Source organism: Cellulomonas sp. Leaf334 (assembly GCF_001424195.1).
Taxonomy (GTDB): Bacteria; Actinomycetota; Actinomycetes; order Actinomycetales; family Cellulomonadaceae; genus Cellulomonas.
The window spans coordinates 292,769-306,957 of record NZ_LMOO01000001.1 but is presented as its reverse complement, the minus strand read 5'-3'; the positions used below and the strand labels follow the sequence as shown (position 1 = coordinate 306,957).

At 72.3% G+C, this 14,189-nt stretch carries 16 protein-coding genes; 9 read left to right on the top strand and 7 right to left on the bottom strand.

Annotated features, from left to right (window positions below):
* Position 1 precedes the first annotated feature (1 nt).
* The 3 genes from ASF78_RS01480 to ASF78_RS01470 all read right to left on the bottom strand — a co-directional run bounded on the left by ASF78_RS01480 (position 2) and on the right by ASF78_RS01470 (position 2,360).
* Complete coding sequence (locus ASF78_RS01480) at positions 2 to 283, bottom strand: HU family DNA-binding protein (RefSeq protein ID WP_055914607.1); 282 nt, start codon at positions 281 to 283, stop codon at positions 2 to 4.
* Between the two features lie 146 nt (positions 284 to 429).
* The gene (locus ASF78_RS01475; RefSeq protein WP_056584050.1) at positions 430 to 1,461 is read right to left on the bottom strand and encodes a PHP domain-containing protein; all 1,032 of its coding nucleotides are present in this window, start codon (positions 1,459 to 1,461) and stop codon (positions 430 to 432) included.
* Positions 1,458 to 2,360 (bottom strand): Ku protein, encoded by a 903-nt coding sequence (locus ASF78_RS01470; protein ID WP_056584047.1) that lies wholly within the window; start codon positions 2,358 to 2,360, stop codon positions 1,458 to 1,460. The genes ASF78_RS01475 and ASF78_RS01470 overlap by 4 nt, the downstream gene beginning before the upstream one ends.
* Before the next feature lie 90 nt (positions 2,361 to 2,450).
* Between ASF78_RS01470 and ASF78_RS01465 the strand changes: the two genes are divergently transcribed.
* From ASF78_RS01465 to ASF78_RS01450, 4 genes are all read left to right on the top strand, one after another.
* Positions 2,451 to 3,371, top strand: coding sequence for a DNA ligase (locus tag ASF78_RS01465; protein ID WP_369816315.1), 921 nt, complete (start codon positions 2,451 to 2,453; stop codon positions 3,369 to 3,371).
* Positions 3,368 to 4,246 carry a non-homologous end-joining DNA ligase gene (gene ligD, locus ASF78_RS01460; RefSeq protein WP_056584042.1) on the top strand — a complete coding sequence of 293 codons (879 nt, stop codon included), beginning with the start codon at positions 3,368 to 3,370 and terminating at the stop codon, positions 4,244 to 4,246. The genes ASF78_RS01465 and ligD overlap by 4 nt, the downstream gene beginning before the upstream one ends.
* A gap of 76 nt (positions 4,247 to 4,322) precedes the next feature.
* Positions 4,323 to 4,883, top strand: a complete 561-nt coding sequence (locus tag ASF78_RS01455) for a Dps family protein (RefSeq protein ID WP_056027551.1) — start codon at positions 4,323 to 4,325, stop codon at positions 4,881 to 4,883.
* Positions 4,880 to 6,070 (top strand): App1 family protein, encoded by a 1,191-nt coding sequence (locus ASF78_RS01450; RefSeq protein ID WP_235518337.1) that lies wholly within the window; start codon positions 4,880 to 4,882, stop codon positions 6,068 to 6,070. The genes ASF78_RS01455 and ASF78_RS01450 overlap by 4 nt, the downstream gene beginning before the upstream one ends.
* On the opposite strand, the gene ASF78_RS01445 is transcribed toward ASF78_RS01450, so the two are convergent.
* Positions 6,067 to 6,273, bottom strand: a complete 207-nt coding sequence (locus tag ASF78_RS01445; RefSeq protein ID WP_056584039.1) for a hypothetical protein — start codon at positions 6,271 to 6,273, stop codon at positions 6,067 to 6,069. The genes ASF78_RS01450 and ASF78_RS01445 overlap by 4 nt on opposite strands.
* Before the next feature lie 220 nt (positions 6,274 to 6,493).
* Between ASF78_RS01445 and ASF78_RS01440 the strand changes: the two genes are divergently transcribed.
* The 3 genes from ASF78_RS01440 (at position 6,494) to ASF78_RS01430 (ending at position 11,250) form a co-directional block, all read left to right on the top strand.
* Positions 6,494 to 9,286: a cellulose-binding domain-containing protein gene (locus tag ASF78_RS01440; RefSeq protein ID WP_056584036.1), complete on the top strand. Its 2,793-nt coding sequence runs from the start codon at positions 6,494 to 6,496 to the stop codon at positions 9,284 to 9,286.
* Between the two features lie 174 nt (positions 9,287 to 9,460).
* On the top strand, positions 9,461 to 10,954 hold the full coding sequence (gene mqo / locus ASF78_RS01435) for a malate dehydrogenase (quinone) (protein WP_255354788.1): 1,494 nt from the start codon (positions 9,461 to 9,463) through the stop codon (positions 10,952 to 10,954).
* 32 nt (positions 10,955 to 10,986) lie between these two features.
* Positions 10,987 to 11,250 (top strand): hypothetical protein, encoded by a 264-nt coding sequence (locus tag ASF78_RS01430; RefSeq protein WP_056584031.1) that lies wholly within the window; start codon positions 10,987 to 10,989, stop codon positions 11,248 to 11,250.
* On the opposite strand, the gene ASF78_RS01425 is transcribed toward ASF78_RS01430, so the two are convergent.
* From ASF78_RS01425 to ASF78_RS01415, 3 genes are read right to left on the bottom strand one after another with little or no spacing between them, the layout of a single operon-like run.
* On the bottom strand, positions 11,247 to 11,591 hold the full coding sequence (locus ASF78_RS01425; RefSeq protein WP_056584027.1) for a DUF2277 domain-containing protein: 345 nt from the start codon (positions 11,589 to 11,591) through the stop codon (positions 11,247 to 11,249). The two genes, ASF78_RS01430 and ASF78_RS01425, sit on opposite strands and share 4 nt — an antisense overlap.
* A gap of 11 nt (positions 11,592 to 11,602) precedes the next feature.
* Positions 11,603 to 12,199 carry a methylated-DNA--[protein]-cysteine S-methyltransferase gene (locus ASF78_RS01420; protein WP_056584024.1) on the bottom strand — a complete coding sequence of 199 codons (597 nt, stop codon included), beginning with the start codon at positions 12,197 to 12,199 and terminating at the stop codon, positions 11,603 to 11,605.
* Positions 12,196 to 12,672: an RNA polymerase sigma factor gene (locus ASF78_RS01415; protein ID WP_200940507.1), complete on the bottom strand. Its 477-nt coding sequence runs from the start codon at positions 12,670 to 12,672 to the stop codon at positions 12,196 to 12,198. Before ASF78_RS01415 ends, ASF78_RS01420 begins: the two co-directional genes overlap by 4 nt.
* 62 nt (positions 12,673 to 12,734) lie before the next feature.
* Between ASF78_RS01415 and ASF78_RS01410 the strand changes: the two genes are divergently transcribed.
* Together ASF78_RS01410 and ASF78_RS01405 are read left to right on the top strand one after the other, a co-directional pair.
* Positions 12,735 to 13,706, top strand: coding sequence for a pirin family protein (locus ASF78_RS01410; RefSeq protein WP_056584022.1), 972 nt, complete (start codon positions 12,735 to 12,737; stop codon positions 13,704 to 13,706).
* Complete coding sequence (locus tag ASF78_RS01405) at positions 13,703 to 14,188, top strand: YbaK/EbsC family protein (protein WP_056584019.1); 486 nt, start codon at positions 13,703 to 13,705, stop codon at positions 14,186 to 14,188. The genes ASF78_RS01410 and ASF78_RS01405 overlap by 4 nt, the downstream gene beginning before the upstream one ends.
* Position 14,189: the final 1 nt, after the last annotated feature.

Genomic DNA, 14,189 nt, shown 5'->3' with positions numbered 1-14,189 from the left:
GTCAGCCCTGGACGGCGCGCTTGAGGGCGCTGCCGGCGGTGAGCTTCACGCGGTAGCCCGCGGGGATCTCCAGCTTCTCGCCCGTCTGGGGGTTGATGCCGGTGCGAGCACCACGCTCGGCGCGGGCCACGGCCAGGAAACCGGGGATCGTGACGGCCTCGCCGGCGGCGAGGTTCTCGACGAGAACCTCCTGGAAGGCCTTGAGTGCCTTGTCCGCGTCGGTGTTGGTGAGGCCGGTCTTGGCCGCGACGGCCTGGACGAGCTCGGTGCGGTTCACGCTCACTGGATGTGCTCCTCTGTGTTCACTCGGACATGCAGGCCCACTTCCGGGCCGTTCCCCGGGGCGCGCAGCAGTAGCCACGAGCAACGGGGACGATCCGCTGACACTAACCCGACTCCCGCAGGAATCCGTGCATCGGGCGTGTCGCGTCACCTGTGCGTTCGCGCCAGGAGGTCCTCGACCGGCCACGTCGTGATGACCCGCGCGGGGTCCAGGTCGTGCTCCGCGGCCCGCGCGCAGCCGGCTCCGAGCCAGTCCAGCTGGCCGGGTGCGTGGGCGTCGGTGTCGATGGAGAAATCGCACCCGGCCTCGATCGCGATCGAGAGCAGCTCGTGCGGCGGGTCCAGGCGGTCGGGGCGGCAGTTGATCTCCACGGCGACGCCGTGCTCCGCACAGGCGTCGAACACCGCACGCGCGTCGAACTCGCTCTGCGGGCGGGACTTGCCCTTGATCTGCCGGCCCGTGCAGTGCCCGAGGACGTCGGTCCGGGGGTTGCGCACCGCGGCGATCATCCGGCGGGTCATCGGCCCGGACTCCATCCGGAGCTTCGAGTGCACCGACGCCACCACGACGTCGAGCTGGTCGAGCAGGTCCGGGTCCTGGTCGAGCCCTCCGTCGTCGAGGATGTCGACCTCGATCCCGGTGAGCACCCGGAACGGCCCGACGGCGCCGTTCAGCGCCCTGACCTGCTCCAGCTGGGCGCGCAGCCGCGACGCCGACAACCCGTTGGCCACGGTGAGCCGGGGCGAGTGGTCCGTGATCGCGAGGTACTCGTGCCCCAGCTCGAGGGCGGCGAGGACCATCTCCTGGATCGGCGTCTTCCCGTCGGAGGCCTCGGTGTGCGAGTGCAGGTCGCCGCGGAGCCGCTCCCGCAGCGCGGCGGCAGCCGGGTCGAGCGTGCTCGCGTGCTCACGCTCGAGCTCGTCGAGGTACTCGACCGGCTTGCCCCGCAGCACGTGCGCGACGACGTCGGCCGTGCGCGCCCCGACCGCCGGCAGGTCCGCCAGCGACCCCGAGGCGGCCAGCGCGGCCAGGCGGTCGGGCGGCTGCCGCTCGATGCTGCGCGCCGCGCCCCGGAACGCCTCGCTGCGGTACGGGCTCGCCTGGGCGCGCTCCAGCAGGAAGGCGACGCGGCGCAGCGCCGCGACGGCGTCGGCCTGCCGGTCGGCGGCCGAGCTCACGACGCCTTGCGACGCGTCTTGCGCGGGGTCGGCTCGTCCTCGTCGGCCTTCTTCTTCGCCTTCGCCTTGGGCTTCGGCTTCTCCTCGGGCTCGGGCTCCTCACCCCGCGCACCGCGCGCCTTCTCGACGCTGCGCTGCAGGGCCGCCAGCAGGTCAACGACGTCTCCCCCGCCGTCGGCCGCACCCTCCTCGCCGACCGGCACCGGGACCGCGCGGGTGCTGCCCGACGACACCTTCGCCTCGATCAGCTGCTCCAGCGCCCCGGCGTACCGGTCCTCGTACTGCGACGGGTCGAAGTCCGCCGCGAGCGAGTCCACCAGCGACGCGGCCATCGCGAGCTCCTGCGGACGCACGGACACGTCCTCGTCAAGCACCGGGAAGTCCGCCGCACGGACCTCGTCGGGCCACAGCAGCGTCTGCATGACGATGACGTTGTCCCGAACGCGCAGGATCGCCATCGACTCGCGCTGCCGCAGGGCCACCTTGACCACGGCCACCCGGTCCGCCTGCTCGAGCGCACCCCGCAGCAGCGCGTACGGCTTGGCGGCCGTCTTCTCCGGCTCCAGGTAGTACGTCTTCTGCAGCAGGATCGGGTCCACCTGGTCCACGGGGACGAACTCGAGCACCTCGATCTCGCGCTCGGTGGACAGCGGCAGGGACTTGAAGTCCTCGTCGGTGAGCACCACGAGCTCGCCGTCGTCCGTCTCGTAGCCCTTGGCGATGTCCGACATCTCGACGGGCTCCCCGTCGATACTGCAGAACTTGCGGTACCGGATGCGGCCGCCGTCCTCCTTGTGCACCTGGTGCAACGTGACCTCGTGCTCCCCCGTCGCCGAGTAGAGCCGCACCGGGACGTTGACCAGCCCGAAGGCGACCGCGCCCTTCCAGATCGCTCGCATGGCCGTGTCCTCCGTCGTGGCTGCTGGGCGTGTTGGCATGAAGCCGCGCCCCGCGCGGCGTCCTATGGGCAGGATGGACCCGTGGAGCCCATGCTCGCCACCCCTGCGACCGGTCCGGCGGAGCTCCCGCGCGGGCCGGAGTGGGCCTACGAGGTGAAGTGGGACGGGGTGCGGGCGCTCGCGGACACCACCTCAGGACGGCTCCGGCTGTGGAGCCGCAACGAGCGCGAGATCACCGCGGCGTACCCGGAGCTGCGCGGGCTGGAGGCGGTCCAGGGCGCCGTGCTCGACGGGGAGATCGTCCTGATGGCCGACGGGATCCCGTCGTTCACCGCCCTCGCGGAACGCATGCACGTGCGGGACCCACGCCGCGCGGAGGCGCTCGCCGCCCGGCACCCCGTGACGTTCCTCGTGTTCGACGTGCTCCGGCTGTACGGCGTGGACGTCATCCGGAGCTCCTACGACGAGCGGCGCGAGACGCTGTCCCGGCTCGACCTCCCCGACCGGGTCGAGCTCTCCCCCGTGTACCCCGACGGGCAGGAGCTCTGGGGTATCACCAAGCAGCTCGGGCTCGAGGGCGTCGTCGCGAAACGCCGATCGTCCCCGTACGTTCCGGGTCGACGTTCACCCGACTGGGTCAAGGCTCCGCACCGCCGGACGCGCGCGGCTCTCGTCGGCGGCTGGCGCGAGGAGACGAACGGCTCGGGCCGGATGGGTGCTGTCCTGTTCGGCGCGCGTGACGCCGACGGCGCCCTGCGGTACCTCGGCCGGGCGGGCAGCGGGCTCACCGGCCGACGTGCCACCGACCTGCTGAAGCTGCTGGTGCCGCGCAGCGACTCCCCGTTCGACGACGAGGTCCCGGCCGTCGACGCCCGCGGCACCCGCTGGTGCGAGCCGACCGTCGTCGTCGACACCCTGTACCTCGCCCGCAACCCGACCGGTCGGCTGCGCCAGCCGGTCGTACGGGCCGTCCGCACCGACACCGACGCCGACCCGTGGGAGCAGCCGTGACGCCAGAACGCCAGATGGTCGACGTCGAGGGTCGCCAGGTCAGGGTCAGCCACCTCGAGAAGGTCATGTTCCCGTCGACGGGGATGACGAAGGCCGAGGTGATGAACTACCTCGTCCAGGTGGCCCCGGCGCTGCTCCCCCAGCTGCGCGACCGGCCCGTGACCCGGATCCGGTGGCCCGACGGCGTCGCGGGCGAGAAGTTCTTCGAGAAGAACACGCCGCGCGGCGCCCCGGACTGGGTCCGGCGGCAGAGGCTCCGGGCGGCGCCGGGCGCGGAGGACGAGGGTGCCGAGCTGGAGCTGCCCTTCCTCGACGACCTCGCCGGGCTCGTGTGGGCCGCGAACCAGGGGGCGCTCGAGCTGCACACCCCGCAGTGGCGCGTCGGTCCGCGCGGGAAGATCCACAAGCCCGACCGGCTGGTGGTCGACCTGGACCCGGGTGCGCCGGCCGGGCTGAAGGAGTGTGCGGCGGTGGCGCACCTCGTCGCGGACCGGCTGCGCGAGGACGGGCTCGACACCACCGTGCCCGTCACCTCCGGCAGCAAGGGCATGCAGCTCTACGCACCCCTGCCGGGCAACCAGACCGTCATGGAGATCCGCCAGTACGCGCGCGACATCGCCTACGAGATCGCGGCGGCGCACCCCGGTCAGGTGGTCGCGATCATGAAGAAGGACCTGCGCGGCGGGAAGGTGCTCATCGACTGGTCGCAGAACCACCCCGCCAAGACGACCATCACGCCGTACTCGCTGCGCGGTCGCGACACCCCGCACGTCGCTGCGCCACGGTGGTGGGACGAGGTCGGGCCGGGCCTGCAGCAGCTGACCCCCGACGAGGTCGCGGCACGGCTGGCCGACCGGGGCGACCCGTTCGCCTGACGCGTTCCGATGGCGGCGCGGGCGCTCGTGGGGCAGCGTGGTGGCAAGCCCCGAACGACACTCACGAGGAGAACCCATGGCGCTGCCGAAGTACACCGTTCCGTCCCTCACCCTCCAGCAGGGTGCCGACGTCGCCGCCGTCCTGCAGCAGCGGCTGGACGCCCTGAACGACCTGGCGCTGACCCTCAAGCACATCCACTGGAACGTCGTGGGACCGCATTTCATCGCCGTGCACGAGATGCTCGACCCGCAGGTCGACGCCGTGCGGCTGATGGTCGACGCGATCGCGGAGCGCATCGCCACCCTCGGTGTGGCACCGGTCGGGACGCCGGGCGAGCTCGTCAAGAACCGCACGTGGGAGGACTACTCGATCGGGCGGGACAGCGCGATCGCGCACCTCGGCGCGCTCGACGTGGTCTACATCGGCGTCATCGAGGACCACCGCAAGGCTGCGAAGGACGTCGAGGAGATCGATGACGTCACCAACGACCTGCTGGTCGGCCACCTGCACGAGCTCGAGCTGTTCCACTGGTTCGTGCGCGCGCACCTGGAGTCGGCCGGCGGCGTGCTCACCACCGGCAACGCGCAGAGCGAGAAGACCGCCGCCCGGAAGGCGTCGGCCAAGGACAACGCGTGACCGCAACCCCCAGCGCCCGGCCCGTCGTCGGCTCGTCCGGCGGCGGACCGGTGCTTCGTACGGCACGACCCGGTGGCCCGTCGCCCGCGTCGACCAACCCCGCGTCCTCCGTACCGAGGACGCACCTCGCAGCGCACCTCGAGAACGGCTTCGACCGCGCGGTGGCCCACCAGCTGCGGCGGCGTGGCTGGACCGTGCGGATCGAGCCGTACGCGGGCTACGGCGCCACCGGCTGGGTCCGCGTGCTCGCACGCACGCTGCTCGCCGCACCCCAGGTGCGGGACGACGAGCTTCCCGGCGCCGGCGGCAGCGCGCAGGCGGGCGCCCGGTCGGCCGCCGCCCTGCGTGGGTGGCGCAGCTTCGCGACGGCCCAGGTGTCCGGTGCCGAGCTCCAGGTCCAGGTCGGTGACCGGACCCACACGGTGGTCACCGACCGCGGCGGGTACGTGGACACGATCCTCGAGTCCGACCTCGCACCGGGCTGGCACGAGGTCCGTCTCACGACGACCGACGGCGCCAGCGCGACCGCGCCCGTGCACGTGATCGGACCGGACGTGCGGTACGGGATCGTCAGCGACATCGACGACACCGTCATGGTCACCCGTCTGCCCCGCCCGTTCGTCGCCGCCTGGAACGTCTTCATGCGGCACGAGAACGCGCGCGAGGCCGTCCCCGGCATGGCGCGGCTCTACGCGGAGCTGCGCGCGGGCGACCGCGACGTGCCCGTCGTCTACCTGTCGACGGGCGCCTGGAACGCCGCGCCGACGATCGCCCGGTTCCTGCGCCGGCACCGGTACCCGGCGGGGCCGCTGCTGCTCACGGACTGGGGCCCGACCAACAGCGGCTGGTTCCGCAGCGGGCCCGCCCACAAGGTGGCGCAGCTGCGCCGGCTCTTCGCGGAGCTGCCCGACGTCCAGTGGGTGCTGGTCGGCGACGACGGCCAGCGCGACCCGCAGATCTACGCCGGCGCCGCGCAGCGGTTCGGCGACCACGTCCGGGCGATCCTCATCCGGCAGCTGACCTTCGGTGAGCACGTGCTCGCGCACGGCGTGCCCGTGCCGACCACCGACTCGGTCCGTGCCGAGGAGCAGGCGGCACGACGGCCCGACGGGATCCCGGTGCTGCAGGGAGCCGACGGTCAGGAGCTGCTGCGCGACGTCCGCGCGGAGGGTGTCGACCTCTCCTAGAGACGCTCGGGGTCGTCCCAGTCGTCGCTGCTGGCGATGGCCTCGTCGTCGGCCTCCAGCTCGACCGCGTGCAGCGAGCGCGGCGCGTGGTCCGGGTTTCCCCCGGACCGCGCGTCGGCGGCGTCGAGCTCGGCCTGCGCACGCTCGGGGTCGGCGAGGTGCTCGGCGGACGGGTCGGACGTCAGGTCGCGGTTGCGGCTCATGGTCCGGTTCTACCGCGCGTCGCCGTCCCGTGCACGTGCGGACCATCCCCTGGTCGCCGCCGTCCCGTCCTGCGCCCCGGCATGGGCTAAACGATTCGCGCCCTCCTGCATCTTCGAAGCGCTTCGATACGGTCGCGGCGGTCGTCGCTCAGCGTCGGCCCCGGGGAATCCGGCAACGCCGCCGAGTGCCCTCACCCGCCTTCACGAAGGAGTGCCGCGGATGTCCGCCCCCTCGCTCGTTCCCCGCGCACCAGCACGGCTCGCGGCCTTCGCCGCCGCCGGAGCCCTGGTCGCCGGTGCACTCGTCGCCCTCGCCGGCCAGGAGCCCGCCCACGCCGCCGACGCCCCCTACTCGTGGGGGAACGTCGAGATCGTCGGCGGCGGGTTCGTCCCCGGCATCATCTACAACCAGTCCGAGAAGGGCCTCGTCTACGCCCGCACCGACATCGGTGGCGCGTACCGGCTCGACAAGTCCACCCAGCGCTGGATCCCCCTGCTCGACCACGTCGGCTGGGACGACTGGGGCCACAGCGGCGTCCTGTCGCTGGCCACCGACTCGGTGAACCCCGACAAGGTGTACGCAGCCGTCGGCACGTACACGAACAGCTGGGACCCGAACAACGGCGCGATCCTGCGGTCGTCGGACCGCGGCACCACCTGGTCCACGACGAACCTCCCGTTCAAGGTCGGCGGCAACATGCCCGGCCGCGGCATGGGCGAGCGCCTGCAGATCGACCCCAACGACAACCGCGTCCTGTACTTCGGCACCGAGGGCGGCAACGGCCTGTGGCGGAGCACCGACTCCGGTGTCACCTGGGGGAAGGTCTCCAGCTTCACCAACGTGGGCAACTACGCGCAGGACCCCACCGACCCCAACGGGTACCTCACCACCAACCAGGGCGTCGTGTGGGTGACGTTCGACCCGACCAGCGGGACCAAGGGGTCTCCCACCAAGACGATCTACGTCGGCGTGGCCGACAAGGAGAACACCGTCTACAAGTCCACCGACGCGGGTGCCACCTGGTCGCGGATCGCCGGGCAGCCGACCGGGTACATCGCCCACAAGGGTGTGTTCGACGCCGTCGGCAAGCAGCTCTACATCGCCACGAGCGACACAGGCGGCCCGTACGACGGCGGTCACGGTGACCTCTGGCGGCTCGACGCGGCGACGGGCGTCTGGACCCAGATCAGCCCCGTCCCGTCGTCCAGCACCGACAACTACTTCGGGTACAGCGGCCTGACGATCGACCGCAAGGACCCGGACACGATCATGGCGGTCTCGCAGATCTCCTGGTGGCCGGACATCCAGGTCTTCCGGTCCACCGACCGCGGTGCCACGTGGTCCCGGATCTGGGACTGGACCGGCTATCCCGACCGCACGCTGCGCTACACGCTCGACATCTCCGGCTCCGGGTGGCTCACGTTCGGGAAGCAGGCCGCGCCGCCCGAGCCGAGCCCGAAGCTCGGCTGGATGACGGAGTCCTTCGAGATCGACCCGTTCGACTCCAGCTCGTTCCTGTACGGCACAGGGGCCACGATCTACGGCGGCTCCAACCTCACCGACTGGGACACCGGCGGGAAGGTCGCGATCAGCGTCAAGGCGCAGGGACTCGAGGAGACCGCGGTGCTCGACCTGGCCGCTCCCCCGGGATCCGTCTCGCTGGTCTCCGGCCTCGGTGACATCGGTGGCTTCGTGCACACCGACATCACCAAGGCGCCGTCGGCGTACTCGGCCACGGCCCCGTTCATGGGCTCGGTCAACGGCACGGACTTCGCGGAGAAGACGCCGGCCACCATGGTCCGCGTCGGCTCGGGCGACGCCGGCAGCTCGCACATCAGTGTCTCCACCTCGAGCGGCAGCTCCTGGTGGGCGGGCCAGGAGCCGTCCGGTGTGACCGGCGGCGGCACCGTCGCGATGAGCGCCGACGGCAGCCGGATCGTCTGGAGCGCGGACGGCGCCGGCGTGCACACGTCGTCGACGCTCGGCTCGAGCTGGACGAAGTCGACCGGTGTCGCCACCGGTGCACGCGTCGAGGCGGACCGGGTCAACGCGTCGAAGTTCTACGCGTTCTCCGCCGGCACGTTCTCCACCTCGACCGACGGTGGCGCCACGTTCACGGCGTCGTCGGCGACGGGCCTGCCCGCGACCGGGAACGTGCGGTTCGCCGCGGTGCCCGGCCGTGAGGGCGACATCTGGCTCACGGGCGGGACCACGAACGCCACCTACGGCATGTGGCACTCCACCGACTCGGGCGCCACGTTCACCAAGATCTCCGCGGTGGACGAGGGCGACGCGATCGGCTTCGGCAAGGCGGCACCCGGTGCCTCGTACCCCGCGATCTACACGTCGTCGAAGATCAACGGGGTCCGTGGGATCTTCCGGTCGATCGACGTCGGGGCCAGCTGGGTCCGGTTGAACGACGACAGGCACCAGTGGGGCTGGACAGGTTCGGTCGTCATCGGGGACCCCGACGTCTACGGCCGCGTCTACGTCGGCACCAACGGACGAGGCGTGATCGTCGGCAACCTGACGGGCACGGACCCGACGTCGTCGCCGACACCGACCGCGACCCCCACGCCGACGCCCACGCCGACGCCCACCGTGTCACCCACGCCCACACCGACACCCACACCGACACCGACACCGACAGCAACGACGACGCCGACACCCACGTCGACGCCGACGAGCGAGCCGGGGTACTGCTCGGTGCGATACACGACGAACGACTGGAACACCGGCTTCACCGCGTCGGTGAAGATCACCAACGGGACCTCGGTGGTGAGGAACGGCTGGTCGCTCAGCTTCGGCTTCACCGCCGGTCAGAAGGTCACCAACCTCTGGTCGGGCGCCCATACCCAGACGGGCTCGTCAGTCGTCGTGACCAACGCCCCGTGGAACGGGACGATCCAGCCCGGGGGCAGCGTCGAGCTCGGGTTCAACGGGTCCCACACCGGGACGAACCCGAAGCCGGGGGTGTTCATGCTCGACGGCAGGACCTGTTCCCTCTCCTGAGCCGCGGGGTGATCGGCGTGTGACACGGACCCGCCGCCCGCCCCGCACCGGCCCGACCTGCCGCACCGACCCCGCGGCAGGTCGGGCCTTCCCGTCGTCCTGGGAGCCCCGGCGTAAGCAACGTCACACATCCCAGGACTGGAGGTATCTCGACGTCAACATACGATCGATCTCGTGCCAGAACGCGAAGAGACTGTCGACGTCGTCCTCGTCGGGGGCGGGATCATGAGCGCGACGCTTGCCGCGCTGATCACCACCCTCGAGCCCACCTGGAGCGTCGAGATCCACGAGCGCCGCGCCGAGCTGGCGCAGGAGAGCTCGAACGCCTGGAACAACGCAGGCACGGGTCACGCCGCCCTCTGCGAGCTCAACTACACGCCCGAGCGGGCGGACGGCTCGATCGACATCGCCAAGGCCGTGACGATCAACGAGCAGTTCGAGCTGTCGCGCGAGCTCTGGCACCACCTCGCCACGCACGACCGTCTCCCCGGTGGCGACGGCTTCCTGTCGACCACCCCGCACATGACGTTCGTCCGCGGCGCGGACAACGCCGACTACCTGCGCCGTCGGTACGAGACGCTGCGCAAGCACCCCCTGTTCTCCGACCTGGAGTTCAGCACCGACCCGGCGCAGATCGCGCAGTGGGCGCCCCTGCTCGTCGACGACCGCGACCCCGACGAGGTGGTCGCTGCCACGCGCGCCGCCGCCGGCACGGACGTGGACTTCGGCCGGCTGACGCGCGCCATGATCGGCGACGCCGTCGACCGCGGAGCGCGGCTGCACCTCGAGAGCGAGATCACGAGGCTGCGCCAGAAGAGGGACGGTACCTGGTCACTGCGTGTGGCCGACCGCCGCTGGAACGGGCACCTGCGCAGCCGCTCGGTCCGCGCGCGGTTCGTGTTCGTCGGCGCCGGTGGTGGCGCACTCCCCCTGCTGCAGAGCTCCGGCATCCCCGAGGCCAAGGGCTTCGGCGGGTTCCCGATCAGCGGCCAGTTCCTCAAGACGACCAACCCGCAGATCGTCGCCCAGCACCAGGCGAAGGTCTACGGGAAGGCCGACATCGGCGCTCCCCCGATGTCCGTGCCGCACCTCGACACCCGCGTCGTCGACGGTGGGACGGCGCTGCTGTTCGGCCCGTACGCGGGCTGGAGCATGAAGTTCCTCAAGCACGGCTCGTGGACGGACCTCATCCGGTCCATCCGCCCCGGCAACCTGATCCCGATGCTCGCCGTCGGCGTGCGGAACCTCGACCTGGTCAAGTACCTGGTCGGTGAGGTCACCGCAACGGACACGGATCGCCTGCGCACGCTGCGCGCCTTCATGCCGACCGCGCACCCGCGCGACTGGGAGCTCGTCACCGCCGGGCAGCGCGTCCAGGTGATCAAGAAGGACAAGGCCCAGGGCGGCGTGCTGGAGTTCGGCACCGAGCTGGTGACCGCGGCGGACGGCACCATCGCCGGTCTGCTGGGCGCCTCGCCGGGAGCGTCGACGGCCGTCGCGACGATGCTCGACCTGCTGGAACGCTGCTTCCCCGACCGCATCGCGGGCTGGCAGCCCCGCCTGCGGGCGATGATGCCGAGCCTGGGCGGCGCCGAGTGGGACGAGTCGTTCGAGCTCGAGCACCTGGCGGACGACGAGCACGTGGGGAGCGACCACGGAGCGCGCTGAGCCCACCTGGTGACGTGCGCGATCATGGGGGCATGAACCAGCCCGTCGAAGCCGTCAGCGCCGAGATGCGCCACGCGAAGGTCCGCGCGGCCACCGAGCACACGACGGTCGGCCAGGTCACGACGACCGACGACGGCCGCGTCTCCATCGCGTGCGCGTGCGGCATGGACCTCACCAACGGACCGACGTGGTCGCTCGACGAGCACATCCGCCTGCACAGGGCCGAGGCACGGTTCCTCGCGCTCGCCGCGGTCGCGCCCGAGGGCATCCCCCGGCTGGTGCGCTGGCCGCTCTAGGCCGAGGCGTGCTCCAGGTCGTCCTCGTCCTCGTGCACGTGCGGCAGACCGAGCTCGTGCGCCCGTTCGTGCGCCTCACGCGCCGCGATCCGGGCCTGGACATCGGCCCTCCGCAACGGCGGGACGGTCGTCGGCGGCTGCCGACGGGCGGGCAGGTCGTCCAGCAACCGGGCGGTGATCGCCGCGATCTGCCGCACGGCGTCCTCGAACGGCTCGCGCGTGGCGTCGCTGAGCGACTGGACCCCCGTCACCTTGCGCACGTACTGCCGCGCGGCGGCCTCGATCTCCTCCGAGGTGGCGGGTGGCTCGAGCCCTCGGAGCGTGGTGATGTTCCGGCACATGCTCCCCGACGTTACGCCGCCACCCCGACGCGCGTCTCGAGGTCGAGCAGCGTGAGCTTCGCCGCCGCGCCGCCCGCGTACTGCCCCGGCGTGCCGTCCGAACGCACCACCCGGTGGCACGGCAGCACCACCGGCAGCGGGTTCAGCGCGCACGCCGTGCCGACCGCCCGGACCGCCCGCGGGCTGCCCGCGAGGTCCGCCACCTGCGCGTAGCTGGCGGTGTGCCCGTACGCGATGTCGGGCAGGTGCAGGACGACGTCGCGGCGGAAGCCCCGCAGGAGCTGCAGGTCCAGCGGCAGGTCGAAGGTGGTCCGCCGGCCCCGGAAGTACTCGTCGAGCTCCCGGGCGACGTCGTCGAGGGGCCCGGGCGCCTCGAGCACCCGTGGGCTGATCTGCTGGGAGAGCGCGGTCAGCACGGCGTCGTGGTCCTGGACGTCGAACGCCACCCGGACCAGACCCGCCGGCGTTCGTGCCAGGAGCAGCGACCCGACCGGGCTGTCCACGGTCCGGTAGGCGACGTCGAGCAGGTTCTGGGCGGACGCGCCGGCGACCAGGTCGCGGTGCAGGTGCGCAAGGTCCTCGTCGTTGATCGCTGGTGCGAAGGTCATGACTCCTCCTGGTCGATCGTGGGGTAGGTGCGGCGCAGGGTGGCGACACCGTCCGAGGCGGCGCGCCGAGCGGCGGCAGCGGTGCCGCCGACGAGCGCGGCGACGTCGTCGTAGGGCAGCCCGCCGAGGTGGTGGTACGCGACCACCTGCCGCTGCTTGGTGGGCAGCGCGGCGATGGCGGCCCAGAGGTCCAGGTCTCGGCCCTGCGGCGGGAGCACCCGGTCCGGGACGTCCGCGACGGGGACGGCGTGCCGGGCTGCCCGGCGCACGACGTCGATCGCCTTGCGGTGCGCGATGGTCACCAGCCACGCCTCGACGTTCGCGTCCGACGGCAGGTCCGGGTAGGCGCGCAGAGCCGCGAGGAACGTCTCCGACCAGGCGTCGTCGGCGTCGACCGGACCGACCACCGCACGGCACACACGCAGGACGGTGGCGCCGTGCTGGGCGACCACGCGCTCGAAGGGTTCCATCACCGTCACAGTGTGCAGACGCGCCGGGCCTGCCGGGTGTGAGGTCCGGCTCCTACAGTGGCCCGATGACGAACCTCGAGGTGCGGCCGGTGCCGGAGCTGTGCGACCTCGTCCCGTCCCTCGGGCCCGTCGTGGAGCTGCACGAGGCCCGGGACGTCCCGCTGGGTGGGGTGCGGGCGATGCGGGTGCGCAGGACGCTCCCCCAGCGTGCGCTGCCGATGGTCGGCGCGTGGTGCTTCCTCGACGAGTTCGGGCCGCAGCACGTGGACATGCGGGTGCTGCCCCATCCGCACACCGGTCTGCAGACCGTGACCTGGCCCGTGGCCGGCGAGATCCTGCACCGGGACAGCGTCGGCTCCGAGGCGGTCGTGCGTCCCGGCCAGCTCAACCTCATGACCGCCGGGCACGGGGTGTCGCACTCGGAGTTCTCGCTCGGCACGCAGCCGCTGCTGCACGCGGTCCAGCTGTGGGTGGCGCTGCCCGACGGGGTGGCCGAGGGTGCCGCCGGCTTCGAGCAGGTGAGCGACCTGCCGGTCTGGGAGGCGCCACGGGCACGCGCCACGGTGTTCATCGGGGACCTCGACGGGACCTGGTCGCGGGCGCACGTGCACACCCCCCTGCTCGGCGCGGAGGTCGTGCTGGACGCGCACGCCGACGTCGAGATCCCGCTGGTGCGCGGCTTCGAGCACGCGGTGCTGCTCCTCGGCGGGACCGCCGAGGTCGCCGGGACGCCGCACACGACCAGCGGGCTGCTGTACCTCGGCGACGGGCGCGACCACGTGCGCGTCCGCTCGCTCGACGGTGCGCGCCTCCTGCTGCTCGGCGGGGCGCCGTTCGCGCACGACCTGGTCATGTGGTGGAACTTCGTGGGCCGCACGCACACCGACATCGCCCGGGCGCGGGCCGACTGGGAGTCCGACGCCCGCGCGGACCGGTTCGGGGTGGTCGCCGGTCACGACGGCGCCCGCATCCCCGCACCGGACCTGCCGAACATCCGCCTCCAGCCCCGCCGCCGCACCCCGAAGGATCCCTCGTGACCGACCTCTCCCACCTGCCGGTGCGCTCCCGCCTCGTCGCCGCCGCCCTCACCGACGCCGGGGTGCTCGGCCAGGTGGTCGAGCTGCCGGACTCGGCGCGGACCGCGGCGGAGGCCGCGGCGGCGCTCGGGACGGAGGTGGGCGCGATCGCGAACAGCCTGGTCTTCTGGGCCGACGACCGTCCGCTGCTCGTCCTGACCAGCGGGCGCCACCGCGTCGACACCGTGGCCCTGGCACGCCAGCTGGGCCGGGAGCACGTCGGACGGGCGACGCCCGAGCAGGTCCGGGCCGCGACCGGGCAGGCGATCGGGGGCGTCGCACCGCTGGGGCACCCGGAGCGGGTCGAGACCGTCGTCGACGTGGCGCTCGCGGACTACCCGCAGGTCTGGGCGGCGGGAGGCACCCCGCACACGATCTTCCCGACCACCTTCGACGAGCTCGTCCGGATCACGGGCGGGTCCGCCCTGGTCGTCGGCGACTGAG